13 protein-coding genes and 1 tRNA gene are annotated in these 15,758 nt (G+C 42.7%); 6 read left to right on the top strand and 8 right to left on the bottom strand.

The genetic code is table 11. The features are described 5' to 3' along the window. Positions 1-88: 88 nt before the first annotated feature. The 8 genes from N518_RS0101315 to N518_RS0101350 form a co-directional block, all read right to left on the bottom strand. On the bottom strand, positions 89-1,132 hold the full coding sequence (locus N518_RS0101315; protein WP_000193719.1) for an ELM1/GtrOC1 family putative glycosyltransferase: 1,044 nt from the start codon (positions 1,130-1,132) through the stop codon (positions 89-91). Between the two features lie 12 nt (positions 1,133-1,144). Further along, entirely contained in the window at positions 1,145-2,128 is a 984-nt protein-coding gene (locus N518_RS0101320) for a glycosyltransferase (RefSeq protein WP_000705222.1), read from the bottom strand. A 2-nt stretch (positions 2,129-2,130) separates the two neighbouring features. Then, a complete protein-coding gene (locus tag N518_RS0101325) occupies positions 2,131-2,940 on the bottom strand; it encodes a polysaccharide deacetylase family protein (protein WP_000639362.1) in 810 nt (269 codons plus the stop codon). A gap of 13 nt (positions 2,941-2,953) precedes the next feature. After that, positions 2,954-3,844, bottom strand: coding sequence for a mitochondrial fission ELM1 family protein (locus N518_RS0101330; RefSeq protein ID WP_005023403.1), 891 nt, complete (start codon positions 3,842-3,844; stop codon positions 2,954-2,956). A 63-nt stretch (positions 3,845-3,907) separates the two neighbouring features. Then, positions 3,908-4,834: a branched-chain amino acid transaminase gene (locus tag N518_RS0101335; protein WP_026443925.1), complete on the bottom strand. Its 927-nt coding sequence runs from the start codon at positions 4,832-4,834 to the stop codon at positions 3,908-3,910. A 26-nt stretch (positions 4,835-4,860) separates the two neighbouring features. Beyond that, a complete protein-coding gene (gene glnE / locus N518_RS0101340) occupies positions 4,861-7,611 on the bottom strand; it encodes a bifunctional [glutamate--ammonia ligase]-adenylyl-L-tyrosine phosphorylase/[glutamate--ammonia-ligase] adenylyltransferase (RefSeq protein ID WP_026443926.1) in 2,751 nt (916 codons plus the stop codon). 63 nt (positions 7,612-7,674) lie between these two features. After that, positions 7,675-8,952 carry a sensor histidine kinase gene (locus N518_RS0101345; RefSeq protein ID WP_005023400.1) on the bottom strand — a complete coding sequence of 426 codons (1,278 nt, stop codon included), beginning with the start codon at positions 8,950-8,952 and terminating at the stop codon, positions 7,675-7,677. Positions 8,953-9,154: 202 nt separating this feature from the next. After that, positions 9,155-9,241 (bottom strand) — tRNA-Leu (locus N518_RS0101350). A 173-nt stretch (positions 9,242-9,414) separates the two neighbouring features. Here N518_RS0101350 and queA point away from each other — a divergent pair. From queA to secD, 6 genes are all read left to right on the top strand, one after another. Next, positions 9,415-10,455, top strand: a complete 1,041-nt coding sequence (gene queA / locus N518_RS0101355; RefSeq protein ID WP_017400726.1) for a tRNA preQ1(34) S-adenosylmethionine ribosyltransferase-isomerase QueA — start codon at positions 9,415-9,417, stop codon at positions 10,453-10,455. Between the two features lie 6 nt (positions 10,456-10,461). After that, the gene (locus tag N518_RS0101360; RefSeq protein WP_017400725.1) at positions 10,462-11,493 is read left to right on the top strand and encodes a hypothetical protein; all 1,032 of its coding nucleotides are present in this window, start codon (positions 10,462-10,464) and stop codon (positions 11,491-11,493) included. Positions 11,494-11,514: 21 nt separating this feature from the next. Next, a complete protein-coding gene (locus tag N518_RS0101365) occupies positions 11,515-12,081 on the top strand; it encodes a LemA family protein (protein WP_017400724.1) in 567 nt (188 codons plus the stop codon). Between the two features lie 154 nt (positions 12,082-12,235). Further along, entirely contained in the window at positions 12,236-13,366 is a 1,131-nt protein-coding gene (tgt, locus tag N518_RS0101370; RefSeq protein ID WP_017400723.1) for a tRNA guanosine(34) transglycosylase Tgt, read from the top strand. A gap of 105 nt (positions 13,367-13,471) precedes the next feature. After that, complete coding sequence (gene yajC / locus N518_RS0101375) at positions 13,472-13,801, top strand: preprotein translocase subunit YajC (RefSeq protein WP_005016486.1); 330 nt, start codon at positions 13,472-13,474, stop codon at positions 13,799-13,801. 54 nt (positions 13,802-13,855) lie between these two features. Further along, on the top strand, positions 13,856-15,757 hold the full coding sequence (secD, locus tag N518_RS0101380; RefSeq protein WP_005016490.1) for a protein translocase subunit SecD: 1,902 nt from the start codon (positions 13,856-13,858) through the stop codon (positions 15,755-15,757). Position 15,758: the final 1 nt, after the last annotated feature.

Here is a 15,758-nt window from a genome sequence, read left to right on the forward strand (position 1 = left end):
TTTCCTATTTAATTTAGCGTTAACCTCAGAAAGCCCTACGCAGTTTGACCATTATTACAAAAAATAAAATATAAATACTTAGCTAAACTTATTTGTCCAAAACCCGATTTAACTTCCGAGTTATTTCGCTGGTATGATCTTGCATCTCTAACTCTTGAACAACCTGAGAGATTTGATAAGAATCTGAAACAGTTAATAAATATAGCCAATGTTGCTGTGCTAAAAACTTTAATTGGTGCTTAATCTGTTCATCCTGCATGGACTGCTCATCATAAAGTACCAGCAACTTACTTCCTGACATGACCACTTCTGCCACCATCGAAGTCGAGTCCGGACTCGTTAGAATCCAGTCAGCTGCTTTAATATAATCTTTGATATCACAGCTTTGGCCTTGTGCTACCCATGTTAACTGGTCATGAGGCTGAAAAATGCCGTACTGCTCAGCAAGCTGCTGTAATTCTTTTTCAAAAGTAATCGGTGTTCTTCGTGATGTTGTCAGTAGCAATCTCGCTGTAGGATATTGCTTTCGAACCTGCTGTAAAACAGTTGCCCATTGTGCCGCTTCACCAATTTTTACTGTTTTAGTGTCAGCACCAATCAAAATTGCAATCGTTTGCTCAGCATTTTGAATACCCAAATGTTCCCGCGCCCGCTCACGTGTTAGAGGTAAAGCACTCATTTTATTCGGTGCAATTGGATAATAAAAATAATGAGGCAATACGGCTTGTTGCTCATGAATGGTAAATACCACATCAAACAAGTCAGCACGAATCCCCCGTAATGAACTTGCGACCAGATTTTTTACAGGCTGATCTTTGAGCAAATGTTGTTTGAGCAGTAGATTGGCAAGTAGAGTGTTTCCCCCTGCCGATACAATATAAGCAACCTGTTTCTGCTCTAATGCACTTAGGGTTTGGGAGTCAAGAAAATAACGTAACCACTCTGTATTTATTGAAAACTTGATCAATAACTTGAGAACACGATACAACCATTTTTTAGGTAGATTTAATTGAACCCATTCCACCTGATAATCTTGTTGTTGATTCAGTAGCTGAACTATTCCTTGTGTTTGAGTTTCATGGCCTGCTTTACCATCGGTCAACGCTAGGATGAAAGGTTTTTGTTGTGTCATCAATCCATCATCCTATGCTGAAAGCAATGATTGATAGACTTTGACCGTATTATCGATCATTTTTGTAAAAGTCAATTGTTCTTGTGCCAAGGCATAAGCCTGTTTAAAACTTGCTTCAGGGGCTACCACATCCAAATAGTTTTGAATCACTTGTTGCAATGCTTCAATATTATTTGGTTCACATAGAAACTCAACAGGAATAAACTCAGCCATCATTCCGACATCAGTCCCTAACACAGGACGTTGAAGCAATAAACTTTCAGCAAGTGTATACGGGCCCCCTTCACGCAAGGAAGACACAATCAAAGCCTCATGGTCTATAATCAATGGGTGAATATTGTCGCTATACCCATACAAGTGAACCCGATCAGCTAATTGGTACTCTTGAATCAATTGCTCTAACTTCTTTCGTTCTTCACCATCACCAACAATAGTTAATTGGTGTGAAATGTTCCGCCAAGCAGCCAGTAAAAGATCAAAACCTTTCACTTCATTTAAACGTCCAATGGCAATAAATTTTCTATTTTTTACAAATGATTGAGCAGGCATATTCAAAGAAATACCATTATAGACCACACTGAGTTTTTCCGGCTGCCCCACAATCTGCGCGAGTCGCTTACTCACACAAATGATATGATCAAATGCCAAGTAAGAATCAATCTTTTTCTTTGCACCATGGATAGTCACCACACAAGGGAAATTAAAACCTGCAATCATGCCTTGCAACAGTTTGGCCGTTTTAGAAGCATGAGCATGTAGCACTTGTGGTTCTGTCCCCAATATTGTTTTTTTAAGCAGATATTTCGTCCACGGGTTATAACGACTGCCACTCATATCAAAAGCAACAAAGTTCACCGAACTTTCTACCCGACTTTGATATTTCTGATGTGCAATTAAAGAAACTTCATGTGCTTGTGATAAACCAGCAGCCAGCTCAAGTACATGCTTTTCTAGGCCACCTTCCTCATCACTTGCCATCACAAGCGTAATTTTCATGATTAGCCCTCACGCGTACCAAGTTTTAAACGAAGCTTGACGGCAAATAATGAATCTTTTCCGCTGATCTTAATACGTTGTAGTTGCATAAAGTCCGGCTGTTCATCATCAATGCCTTCGATTGTGGTCACTGCATTGCTATACCCTGACTGTTTTGCCAGTTTAACATCTCGGTCTGAGTAAATACCAAATGGGTAAGCAAAACTGGTTACTGGCTTTTCTATCAGTTGTTCAAGCCACTGCTTTGAATCAGTTAGTTCTTTTAAACAATCCGTATCATCCAGTTTGTTTAAATTAGCATGCGTTAACGTATGTGAACCAATTTCGATCAGTTCGCTATCTGCCAGTTGCTTGACTTGAGCATCATTCAACTTAGCTTCACGCATGAGTTCACCACTATTATGATGTTCTTTTTTATAGGTTGACCAATCACGATCATGACGATCAACCACCACATATATGGTTGCCTTGGCCTGATATTTTTCTAAAATCGGATAAGCATTTTGTAAGTTGTCTAAATAACCATCATCAAAGGTAATGGCAACTGTTTTGGCTGGGTGATTTCCCCAGTTCTCTTGCAATTCGTGCATCGTTACAAAATGGAAGCCTTGCGCTTTCATCCAAGCAACTTGCTTTTCAAACTCAGCGGGCTTGACCCGAAGCTTATTAAATTTGGCACCATTAATATGGTCTCGTACCATGTGATACATCAATACACGTGGTCGATTCCAATCCACTGCTGGCTTCCACCACGCATACTTATAGCTAAATAAAACGGTAAGCAAAACCAGTAAAATCAGGATATAAATCACAATGCCAAACTCATTATTTCGCTAAAAGATATGTTGCCACACGGTCTGCTTCTTTAAAAGCATAAGGTTGTGGTAACTGTACGACACAAGTATTCTGTGAGATTAGTTGTGATTCTATCATTTGATCAATCGAGTGCGTAATTCTATCGTCTTTCAACCGATCGATTGCTATGACCCCTACGCGACAACCCGCAGTAAGTGCTTCAAAAACCATAGAAACGCTATCTTCTGTTACCCATACAGCTTCTGCTTTTTGCATCTCTTCAAAAATCCAGCCTTGAGGTGTTTGCTCAACCGGAAATATTTGTAAATGCTGGGCAAAACTTTGTTGTCTTAAAATATCAATAAACTCTGCTGGTGTTCGACGTGAAGTCGTTAGAATGATTTCAGAGGCCGGATTATACTCTACAATGTCATGAATGGCTGTGAGAACTTTCTGTTCATTCCACTGATGGCGTTTTGATGTGCCTCCCAGCGCAATCAAAATACGATCCGTCTGGTGTCGTTGTTCATTCACAATTGGGTTTAATGCACCTTGAGTGAGAATAATATTGTTCCGTTTAGCTAGCCCATCATGCTGTGGCACCACTACATAATCAAACCATATATATGGATAATTAGGTTTCATTAAAATAACAGTTTTAGCTTTTGGGTAAATTTTTCCTAAAAGCAGCACTCGAAGCTGGGTATGACTTCCCACCCCAACAATATAATTAGGCGTCTGTTTTAAAAAAGGAGATTGTTTTTTGAGAACAGAAAGAAATAAGCTGATTAATGGCAGCTGTTCAATTGAAATTTCCTCAAAACTGACTTTATGCACAGATTGCCTTTCTATAGCGCGGTAAAGTCCCAGCGCCTGTGAACGGTGCCCCGCCTTTCCATCACTAACATAAAGAATATGCATAACCCAATTCCATAATAAAAAAAGGCGAAATAAAATTTCGCCTTTTAATCATATCGGCTTTACTTATTTTACGTAAGTTAACCAGTGTGCATATTTCGGATCTTTACCCTGCACTGCATTAAAGAATGTACTCTGGATCTGTTCAGTGATTGGCCCACGTGCACCACAACCAATCTCACGGTCATCATATTCACGGATTGGTGTAACTTCAGCTGCAGTACCGGTGAAGAATGCTTCATCAGCAATATAGAATTCATCACGGGTAATACGACGTTCTACCACGTCATAGCCTAAATCCTTAGCAATTGTAATGACGGTCTGACGGGTAATACCATCCAATGCTCCACCCGCAATATCCGGAGTGTGCAGCACACCATCCTTAACTAGGAAAACATTTTCCCCTGAACCCTGACATACATAGCCTTGCGGGTCCATCAGCATAGCTTCATCATAGCCTGAATGTGCTACTTCTTGGTGCGCAAGAATAGACAGCGTATAGTTACCCGAAGCCTTGGCCTTACACATGGTCACATTCGGATGATGGTGAGTAAAGGAAGAAGTTTTTACACGAATACCTTTAGCCATTGCCTCTTCACCCAGGTAAGCACCCCAGCCCCAAGCTGCAACTACCGCATGAATCGTATTATTGGTTGCAGCAATACCAAGTTTTTCAGAACCAATCCAGATTAATGGACGTAAATAGCAAGATGCCAGCTTATTTTCACGAACCACATCGATTTGCGCCTGCTCTAATGTTGCCTGATCAAATGGAACTTTCATCTGATAAATTTTTGCAGAGTTTAACAAGCGCTTGGTGTGGTCCTGTAGACGAAAAATGGCTGTGCCTTGTGGAGTTTCATATGCCCGGACGCCCTCAAACACGCCCATACTATAGTGTAAAGTATGAGTCAGGACGTGAATTTTTGCATCACGCCAGTCAACCAGTTGTCCATCTTGCCAAATAAAACCATCACGATCAGCCAAATTCATGGCACACACTCCAAATTTTTACACAGTCAGTCACTATCCAAAGCAAGTATTGCTGTGGGATCTATTAATCTTTGCCATAACTTGCAAACGATCTCGCGGGTATCGTGCCAGTCCGCAGCATTGACTTGCATGGATTGATTTGCAAGTGCTAAACGGTGGCTCTCGGCTCGTTCACTGAGATAAGCCTGAATCAGTGCTGTTGCATCGTCACTGGATAAGTAACCGGCTTTCGCAGCATCTTCTAGGATTCTTACATTGTCGGAATAGTGAGCGAGATCCGGTTTCGCCCCACCCCATGCCAACACAATATACTGTGCCATAAATTCGATATCAACGATACCACCCGCATCCTGTTTTAAATGAAAAATTCCACCTTTTTTCTGTTCTTTGGAAGAACCCAGATGGGCTTTCATCTTCTGACGCATTTTTAAAACTTCAGTACGCACAAATTTTTCATCACGCGGCAGAGTTAAAATACGGCAGCGTAACGCCTCAAATTTTTGGCGTAAACTGTCATCCCCAGCAATCGAACGGGCCCGAACCAATGCCTGATGCTCCCAAAGCCAGGCATTTTTTAATTGATATTGTTCAAAGGCTTTTAAACTGGTCACCAGCAGACCAGCTTCTCCAGAAGGGCGTAACCGTGTATCTACTTCATATACTCGTCCATCTAGGGTCTGAGTCGTCATAAGAGATATAAATTTTTGCCCTACTCGCATGGCAAACTCGAAACCGCTGATAGGTCTCAGGCCATCTGTATCCGCCTGTTCGCTCATATAATGAATAAACACCAGATCCAGATCTGAGCCATAACCCAGCTCAATACCACCGACTTTACCATAACCCACCACAGAAAATCCGAGATAGTCCAAGGAGCAGCGTCGTCCGTCAGCGTCTAGTGGATAACCATGTTTTTTTGCCACGATCTGATAGGCCAGATTCAATGCAGCAATAATAGAAACTTCAGCAATGTCTGTCAGGGCATCAGATACTTTCATAAGCGGACTTTCTGCCAGTACATCGCTGGCTGCTACAGCCAAGACATTAGATTTTTTAAACAGGCGCAAGGCCCGCATCTGGTCTTCAACCTGCTCAAGCTCAATGCGTATGAGCTGCTGCCGTAGTGAATCTTCAAGATCACGGCGTTTGGGCAACTCGAAGTCCATTGTGAGAAACTCATCCAGCAATACCGGGTAATGAGTCAGTTCCTCCAGTATCCATGGACTCACTGTGGCCATCTTTACCAAACGCTGTAATGCCCCCTTACTTTCAATCAGCATCACCAGATAAACCGTACGGCGCATTACAGATTCAATTAAAGGCATTAAACGTAGTAATGCAACTTGTGGTTTATCCGACTGTAATACTGCATCGACCAGATAAGGCCAAAAAGTTTTTAAACGTTGAACGGCCTTAGCTGGTAACTTATTCAAGGCGTGGCCATGCCAAAACTCATGAATCAGTTTTTGTGCATTGGAATCAAGCACACTTTCCAGTTCTTCTTCGAGATGCTGAAAGTTCTCTACTGGTGTTTCCCTGTCACGCTCCTGAATCAGATGTGCAAACTGGTAAGAGACTTTAGACCGTTTCTGGTTAAGGACTTCCAGAAAACTTTCCCAGCTATCAAAGCCCAAGGTATCAATCAATCGCTGCCGCAGCTCCGGCTCAGTCGGCAGGGACTGGGTCTGCTGATCATTCAGTGCCTGAATGGCGTGTTCCAGACGACGCAGAAACAGATAGGTATCTTCCAAGTCCGCTACAGCTTCTGGCTCAAGCAGACCTGATTCGCTCAGATGCGTCAAATTCGCCAGACACTGGCGTTCCTGTAGTTCAAGTTTGGAACCACCATAAATCAGCTGAAAAACCTGCACAATAAATTCAACTTCACGGATACCACCGGCACCCAGTTTAATATCGTCTTCAATATTGCGACGCATAACTTCACGTTCAATCATGACCTTCATTTCACGCATGGCCTGAAACGCAGTGTAATCAACATAACGCCGAAACACGAAAGGACGGGTCATTTCCAGTAACTCTTCGCCCGCCCTTCCACCGGACACAATACGGGCCTTGATCCAGGCATAGCGTTCCCATTCACGCCCATGCTGGCTTAAATATTTTTCTAATCCTGCATGGCTAATGGCCAGTGCCGAACCATCTCCCCAGGGACGTAAGCGCATATCTACACGAAAGACGAAACCCTCAGCAGTGATATGCTCCAGCAAATAAATAATTTTCTGGCCCCACGCAATACAGAACTGTTGTACATCAATACATTTACGGCCATTGGTCTCGCCTTGCTCATCAAAGGCAAAAATCAGGTCAATATCGCTCGACAGATTAAGTTCCTGTGCTCCCAGTTTTCCCATAGCAATAATAATCAGGTCCTGGACTTGGCCCGAATAACCGATTGGTTCGCCATGCTTTAATACCAGTGGAATACGGGCGAAGGCCTTTGCTGCACAAATACAGGCATCAGCAAAATCTGAGAGTTCTTGTGTAAGTGTAACTACATCAGTCAGGTGGTTAGCATCTTGCCAGATCCAGCGAAACATGAGACGAGCACGGAGTATTCGGATCGCTCGCATCCATGCGTGCTCATCCTGAATTGAGTCAAGTACAGAAGACACCCGATCTTTAATCTGTTCATGTGATAGCGGGGTTGCAAACTGATCTACAGTATAATCTTGTTCAAGTTCGTTTTGATAAAGACCTAGTATCTGTTCAGCATATTGACTGGCTCTTAAAGTCTTTTGCAACTGCTTCGCGTTCATAAACCACCCTTCACCTGTATTTATATGTAGTTATAACAGGTGAATTTGGCTTTAGGAAAATAATTATACTAAATTTGTAGTGCTGTCTGACTTCGCCATATCAAGTGGCAAAACCGTATGCTGGTCAGTTGCTTCCGGCAAAGTAACTTTGAAAGTAGTACCTTCACCTTCCTTAGACATGACACAAATTTCACCTTTATTCAGGTCTACAAACCGCTTACAGAGTGTCAATCCCAGACCTGTTCCTTTTTCACCCGCCGTACCTTTAAGGCTGACAGTAATCCGCGGCTGAAAAATATTCGCTATTTGTGCTTCAGACATACCTAGGCCGGTATCCCGGATATAAATTTCCACCCCATCTGGGCCGGGCTGTGCTTGAATGGTCACTTTACCCGTACCGTCCATTGGCGTGAATTTTAATGCATTTGATACCAGGTTCTGGATAATCGAAGTCAGCATATTAATATCTGCATATACCTTGAGATCATCCGGCACTTCATCAATTAACTGAATGTTTTTCTTAATCGCTAGTGTATTAAGTACATCACGAACAATTTTGGTGACCTGCTTTAAATTGAAGTTGATCGGATGATAGACAAACCGGCCGCCTTCTGCCATTGCCCAGTTGAGCAGGCTTTCTAAAAGGTTATAAGTCGACTGTGCAGTATCATAAAGATAATCTGCAATATTCTGGATACTGGAGTCGTCAAGCGTATTGCGCTCTTGTGACAATACTTCAGAGAAACCGAGCAACCCATGAAAAGGTGCACGCAGGTCATGCGCAATAATCTGGAAAAACTTGGTTTTACTAAAATTTAATGCCGATTGCTGTTCATATAATTCCTTAAGTTCAGCATGCTCGAATTTTAACTCTAAATAGCGAACCAGACGTTCACAGTAATCTTTAACTATCTCAATATCTTCATTTTCAAAAGGCTCAGAGCTGTCATCAAAAAACAGAATCTGTCCAATTGATTCTTTATCAGTCTTGAGCATATCAAAAGCAACCATGCGCTGATGCTCTACACCCAAGTGACGAATATGCTGACAAAAACCGTGATAATCAGAATGTTGCTGGTCTATATAAGGTTGACTATTGAAATAAGGTCCTAAATCTGCATCAGGATGGCTATGAAAAAGTCTCATACCCTTTGAAGAAAGATACCAAATATAAGGCTCTGCCTTAAAAGTTAAAATAGCGTTTTTACTTCTTAAAATACGTCGAGCAAAACGTAAACAGGATTCCACCTGGTTATGCGGTTCGAAGATACCCAGTAATAACGATAATTTACAAGCACTGAGCTGATCAGCCTGATCTAACTCTAATAATTGTAATGTCATGCTCGCCTCATTAAAAATATTGTAGGTAATAAACGCAACTTCAGTAAAAATCAGTTAAAAATAAATCTTTATTAAACAATTAGCAAACTTTAGACATAGATACAACGGCAATAATAACAATTAAGAAACAAAACATGTTATATACTGGTAAATATTTGAAATAAAGAAAATTATAAAAATAGATATTTGGATCTAATTATTGTGGTCCCGAGGGTCGGACTCGAACCGACACGTCATCTCTGACAGCGGATTTTGAGTCCGCCGCGTCTACCAATTTCACCACCTCGGGAAGAAGAGTGGGTGTGTGTATAATAGCGTCTTTCCACATGTTGTCAATGTAAAGTACTGACTGTTTGCCTATTTTTAAGTCACAATAAAAGCAATAGCTGAACAAAACTGTATTTTTTCCATCATTAATCAAAAAGCACTATACTAGGTACAATTTTTTAATTGTTTTATGTCATGCAACTTTCTGACTTTTCTTTTAACCTCCCCGATGAATTAATTGCGCGTTACCCTCTAGCACAGCGTAGTGCTTCAAGGCTTTTACACTTAAATAGTGAGGGCCAATATAGCGATCGTCACTTTACCGATATTCTGGAATTGTTTGAACCCGGTGATCTGCTGGTCCTGAATGATACCAAGGTTATGAAGGCTCGACTTAAAGGCAGGCGTGCAACTGGTGGAGCAGTTGAAATACTGGTAGAACGTATTTTTGATCAGACTATTGCCCACTGTCATATTAAAGCCAGTAATTCACCTAAAGCTGGTGCAGAGCTGTTTATTGGTGCAGATGAGGTTAAAGTCACTGTACAAGGCCGCCATGAGAACCTGTTCGTTGTCGAGTTTTCACAACCGATTTTGCAGGTCCTGGATCAGCACGGGCAATTACCCATTCCGCCTTATTTTAACCGTGAAGCAGAGACGATTGACAATGAGCGTTATCAGACGGTATTTCACGATCCAGAGAAAATTGCCAGTGTTGCTGCACCTACTGCCAGTCTGCATTTTGATGAAGTACTTTTAAACAAATTATCAGAAAAAGGTGTACAGCAAGCATTTGTTACCCTGCATGTAGGCGCTGGTACTTTTTTACCTGTTCGTAGTATAGATATTGAAAATCATATTATGCACAGTGAATGGTGTGAAGTGCCCGAGAATACGGTAGAGCTGATTAAGCAAGTACAGGCTCGCGGTAATAAAGTTATTGCAGTAGGTACCACTGCTACACGTGCACTTGAAAGCGCAGCGCAGGCTCATAACGGTAAAATTGAGGCATGGACTGGAGATACCCAGATCTTTATTTATCCGGGTTATCAGTTCTGTGTAGTAGACCGGCTGATTACCAACTTTCATTTACCGGAGTCTACCCTGCTGATGCTGGTTTCAGCACTTTCAACACGTGATCATATTCTGGCAGCGTATGAGCATGCCGTAAGAGAGCATTACCGTTTCTTCAGTTATGGTGACGCCATGCTGATCGATAAAACAGTGAACAGGTAAATAGTTATGCCGGTTGAAACTGTTAAATATACGCTACGTATTCATCGCAAGATCAACCGGCAGGTTCTGGATAATATCGCCCGGCTGTGGCAAGTGGGCCAACAGGCAAAAACCTATCAGGATATTCTAGATGAACTCCATCCCTGGGGAGATCATCCTGGCCTGAAATTCAATAATGTATTACCTTTCACACTACTCGTTATAGCAAGTGGCTTTATATTATTTGGAATATTTTTTATACAGCACGGCCTTATTGCCGGATTAAGCTTTTTAACTGCCTTTGCTTTGGGATTATTTGCCTATTTCTGTTATGAGTCGGATCAGCCACTCACTGAAGTGATTCAGTTTCTGGAACAGCAAATACTCGAGAAAAAATATCAGCTCAACTTTCAGGAATTACCCCCTCATTTTCCAGATTCTACGCAGCCTTTTTTCTTCATCGCCCGGCTTAAAAACCTGTTTCCTGTATTTCAGCAGGGTTCTGTATCAAATATGCTACCTGTATATGCCAGCACCACTTGGAAAGATCAACAGGGCCGAGAGCGGCCAATCATGCTTTTTCAGTACGATTTCATCAATGAAATAAAAATCGCCGGGCAGGATACACAGCAAGTAGCGGTACAAAGAACGCAGAAGACTTTATGGGGAATCTTTGTTTTTGAAGCTCCCGCACTTGGGCTGGCAGTAACAACATCCAATAAAGAGTTTGATCCTCCGTATAGCTCTGCCTGGTATAGCAGTGACCTACAGATTAACCAGAAATTACGTATTTATGGTCTTGAACCGCTTGAGCTCGCTAAAACCATGACTCCAGCTATGACTTTACGTTTAGATCAGTTCTTTACACAACATTCTGGCGAGCTGCTGTTTCATCATGAACATCATATAATGTGCTTTTTAAACCGGCAGAACCTTTTTAAAATTCATACAAAAGCGCAAAATAGAGAAGATATCTCCAGTTTGCGCGGTCACTTGCGAACCTTGCGTTTAGGCGCCTATGAAAAACTGCTAAATAACTTAGAGCAACTTTTACAATAAATAGACTTGAGGAAAATAATGATGGGGTTAGGGCTCTTTATTTTATTTTTTGTGGTTTTGATCATTGCAGTGATCTATATCCGGAATTCGATTGTCCGGCATTATAATGCTGCGCAGCGCGCCTGGGCAGATGTAGCCACCTATGAACGGCAGAAAGTCAAGGTTCTTGACGGACTGGCCCCATTAGTCGAACAATACGCAGGCTTTGAAAAAAGTACCCTAGAGCGGGTTACCGAACTACGTCAGCAGATTATGCAACTTAATCTTAAAAGCACTGATATCTCTCAGCTACAACGGGTAGAAAGCTTGAGTCATGAACTCATGCGTAATCTGAATGTTATAGTTGAGAACTATCCTGAGCTTAAAGCTAATGAAATTTATCTGCGCATGATAAATGAAATTGATGAGCAAAATGAAAATGTCAGTGCCGCTATCAGTATTTTTAACCGTAATGTGGAACTGTTTAATAACCATATTCAGATATTTCCGAATAATATGATCAATACGCTGACTACAGGTAAAAAGGCTATTCGCCCGTTTCGCGACCAGTCTACCCTGCAAAACTTTGACTATCGTCCAAACTTTTAAATACGCATTGTTTTGCAACATATCGGTCTGTCTAGTTTTTCATATGCTGCGGCTACATTTAACAGTAGAACTCCATGACAGAATCAAGGACAATAGACCTCTTTTTTATTTTGCACATCAGCGAACTGTTTTTTCGCCTTGATTTGGACATGGTATGAAGTTTGAAAAATTGGGTCAGTCGGGTCGTGCCCGCCGTGGCCGTTTAACACTTGAACATGGGGTGGTTGAAACACCGGTATTTATGCCAGTGGGTACTTACGGTACTGTTAAAGGCATGCTTCCACGTGATATTGAAGAAATTCAGGCACAAATCATTTTGGGAAATACCTTTCACTTGTATTTGCGTCCGGGCCTGGATGTTGTAAAAGAACACGGCGGTCTGCACGAATTTATTAAGTGGGATAAGCCTATTTTAACTGACTCTGGTGGCTTTCAGGTATTTAGTCTGGGCGCCATGCGCAAAATCAAAGAAGAAGGTGTGACTTTTCGCTCACCTATTGATGGCTCAAAAGTTTTTCTCTCGCCTGAAGTTTCTATGGAAATTCAGAAAGTTCTGAACTCCGATATTGTCATGATTTTTGATGAATGTACGCCTTATCCAGCGACCCATGAAGAAGCGCAGAAATCATTGCAGCTGTCTTTACGCTGGGCTAAACGTTGCAAGACCCACCATCATGAAGTTCTGGACAATAAAAATGCGTTGTTCGGTATTATTCAGGGTGGCATGTATGAAGATCTTCGGGATGAATCACTAGAAGGCCTGCTTGAAATCGGGTTTGATGGCTATGCAATTGGTGGCTTATCTGTTGGTGAGCCGAAAGAAGAGATGATTAAAGTGCTGGATTATCTTCCTAACAGAATGCCGCATGATAAACCGCGCTACCTCATGGGTGTTGGTAAACCTGAAGATATTGTTGAAGGTATCCGCCGTGGGGTTGATATGTTTGACTGTGTCATGCCTACCCGAAATGCGCGGAACGGTCATTATTTTGTGACAGATGGTCTGGTCCGTATTCGCAACAGCAAATACCGTCATGATCAGAGCCCGCTTGACCCGCACTGTGACTGCTATACCTGCAAGAATTTTACCCGGGCTTATCTGTTCCACCTCGAGAAATGTGGTGAAATGCTGGGCTCCATGCTAGGAACCATTCATAACCTGCGCTATTACCAGCGCTTCACTCAAGACATCCGTGATGCACTCGACAATGGTACCTTTGAAGCTTTTGTTGAGGACTTCTATACACGTCGTGGAATGGAAGTACCGCCTTGCCCTGAAGATTGAGAAAGCAGTATTTGCGCTCAACAAAAAGACAAGGTAAATTGCAGGTCAACTCAATTTAAATGTCATGACAATGGCAACAGTTTTAATATTTAATAGGAAATCGACATGAGCTTTTTAATCTCTACTGCTCACGCTGCGCCGGCGGCTCAGCAAGGCCCGAGCATGATGGCTAACTTATTGATGATTGCAGTATTTATTGCAATTTTCTATTTCCTGATCTGGCGTCCACAGGCCAAACGTGCCAAAGAACACCGTACCCTCGTTGAAAGTCTGGGTGTAGGCAGTGAAGTGGTTTTTGCCGGTGGCTTGATGGGCCGTATTACCAAGCTTGAAGGCGATTTTGCAGTAGTAGAACTAAGCCGCGGTGTAGATGTAAAAATCCAGCGTGCTAGTGTCATTTCAGTTTTGCCTGAAGGCACCCTGAATAACCTTTAATCATAAAAACAGTCGTGCACCCCGCACGGCTTTTTCATTTTAAGAAGACAGCAAATGCGTTACCCTGCATGGAAATATCTGCTGATCCTGGTGGTTCTGGTGATCAGCACCCTGTACGCACTGCCTAGCTTGTATCCCGATGAACCGGCGGTCCAGATTTCTGGTGCAAAAGCCGGCACTCAAATTGATCAGAGTGTGATACAAAAAGCAGAGCAAATATTGAAAGAGGCGAACATTCCGTCTCATGACAATACCTTTACCAATAACGCTGCCCTATTGCGTGTAGACTCTACTGATGCACAACTCAAAGCAAAAGATGTGCTACGCCGCGCTCTGGGTGAAGAATATGTTGTGGCCCTGAATTTGGCGCCTACTACACCTGAGTGGCTACAGAAAATTGGCGCAAAACCAATGAAACTGGGCTTGGACTTGCGTGGTGGTGTACACTTCCTGTTAGAAGTGGATATGGATAAAGCCCTGTCACAGCGTATGGAAACATCCGCGACCGACTTGCGCCGTCAGCTTCGTGAAAATAATCTCAAGTTTAACAGCCTGACTCTGAATAATAATCAGATCAATCTCCAGTTTGCACAAAATGACGACCGTGAAGCTGTAATGGACTTTTTACGCCGCAATGGCAATGAGTTCACCCAGCAAGCACTGGCTAGCAGTACTGGTCCTATGTTGCGCCTCACGTATACTGATGCACGCAGACAGGAAATCCAGTCATATGCTGTTAACCAGAACTTAACCACACTGCGCAACCGTATTAACGAACTAGGGGTGGCGGAAGCACTGGTTCAGACCCAAGGCAGTAATCGTATCGTAGTCGACCTGCCAGGTGTACAGGACACAGCAGAAGCAAAACGGGTACTTGGCCGCACAGCTAACCTGGAGTTCCGCTTAGTTTCCGACTTAAATGATCAGTATATTGATCCCTATACCGGGAAATCTAATGGCCAGCCGTTACCTCCTGGTACAGAACTGTTTGCTTATGAATCGCTAGACAGCGGTCGCCAATTACTGTTACAGCGTAACCGTATCTTGACAGGTGAACGGGTCCAAAATGCCTCTTCAGGCTTTAGCCAGGATACAGGTGGTGCTGAAGTTAATATTACTTTAGACAGTGCTGGCGGCAAACTGATGGCAGATGCCACCCGTAATGCTGTGGGTAAACGCATGGCTGTACTGTTTATCGAAAACAAACAGCGTATCAGCTATGTCACTGATCCGGTTACCGGCACACAGACCGAAGTACGTACACCTTATGCAGAATCTGTAGTGATTAACGCTGCAACCATTCAGGCCGTACTAGGGTCGCAGTTCCGTATTACCGGACTCGATTCTCCACAAGAAGCGTCTGAACTGGCACTTATGCTACGTGCAGGTGCACTTGCTGCTCCAATGTACTTTGTTGAAGAGCGTGTAGTTGGCCCGTCACTAGGTCAGGAAAATATCGACAAGGGTGTGCTTTCTACTCAAATCGGTTTCTTGCTGGTCGCTATCTGGATGGTGGTCTTCTTCCGTTTATTTGGTCTGATTGCCAACTTTGCTTTGGTTTTTAACCTGGCAATGACTTTAAGCATCATGTCATGGATTGGTGCCGCACTAACCTTGCCGGGTATTGCAGGTATTGTTATTACAATCGGTATGGCCGTCGATGCGAACGTACTGATCTGTGAACGAATCAGAGAAGAAATGAAATGGGGGGCCTCGCCCAAACAGGCCATTGTGGCAGGTTATGATCGAGCCTATAACACCATTTTTGACTCAAACCTGACCACCTTCCTCGTCGCCTTTATCCTGTTTGCAATCGGTACTGGTCCAATCAAAGGTTTTGCTGTAACACTCATGATTGGTATTGCCTGTTCGATGTTTACTGCAATTACGGTAACGCGTGCGATCGTACAGATCATTTATGGCAAGCGTCGTAACTTGAAGAAGTTGAGCATTTAAG

It is taken from the genome of Acinetobacter sp. UNC436CL71CviS28 (genome assembly GCF_000620525.1).
GTDB lineage: Bacteria > Pseudomonadota > Gammaproteobacteria > Pseudomonadales > Moraxellaceae > Acinetobacter > Acinetobacter radioresistens.

What these genes read in the sequence shown, in the direction of transcription:
- N518_RS0101315 (WP_000193719.1), bottom strand. Translation starts at nt 1,132, where the DNA reads ATGACACAACAAAAACCTTTCATCCTAGCGTTGACCGATGGTAAAGCA.
- N518_RS0101320 (WP_000705222.1), bottom strand. Translation starts at nt 2,128, where the DNA reads ATGAAAATTACGCTTGTGATGGCAAGTGATGAGGAAGGTGGCCTAGAA.
- N518_RS0101330 (WP_005023403.1), bottom strand. Translation starts at nt 3,844, where the DNA reads ATGCATATTCTTTATGTTAGTGATGGAAAGGCGGGGCACCGTTCACAG.
- N518_RS0101335 (WP_026443925.1), bottom strand. Translation starts at nt 4,834, where the DNA reads ATGAATTTGGCTGATCGTGATGGTTTTATTTGGCAAGATGGACAACTG.
- glnE (WP_026443926.1), bottom strand. Translation starts at nt 7,611, where the DNA reads ATGAACGCGAAGCAGTTGCAAAAGACTTTAAGAGCCAGTCAATATGCT.
- N518_RS0101345 (WP_005023400.1), bottom strand. Translation starts at nt 8,952, where the DNA reads ATGACATTACAATTATTAGAGTTAGATCAGGCTGATCAGCTCAGTGCT.
- queA (WP_017400726.1), top strand. Translation starts at nt 9,415, where the DNA reads ATGCAACTTTCTGACTTTTCTTTTAACCTCCCCGATGAATTAATTGCG.
- N518_RS0101360 (WP_017400725.1), top strand. Translation starts at nt 10,462, where the DNA reads ATGCCGGTTGAAACTGTTAAATATACGCTACGTATTCATCGCAAGATC.
- N518_RS0101365 (WP_017400724.1), top strand. Translation starts at nt 11,515, where the DNA reads ATGGGGTTAGGGCTCTTTATTTTATTTTTTGTGGTTTTGATCATTGCA.
- tgt (WP_017400723.1), top strand. Translation starts at nt 12,236, where the DNA reads ATGAAGTTTGAAAAATTGGGTCAGTCGGGTCGTGCCCGCCGTGGCCGT.
- yajC (WP_005016486.1), top strand. Translation starts at nt 13,472, where the DNA reads ATGAGCTTTTTAATCTCTACTGCTCACGCTGCGCCGGCGGCTCAGCAA.
- secD (WP_005016490.1), top strand. Translation starts at nt 13,856, where the DNA reads ATGCGTTACCCTGCATGGAAATATCTGCTGATCCTGGTGGTTCTGGTG.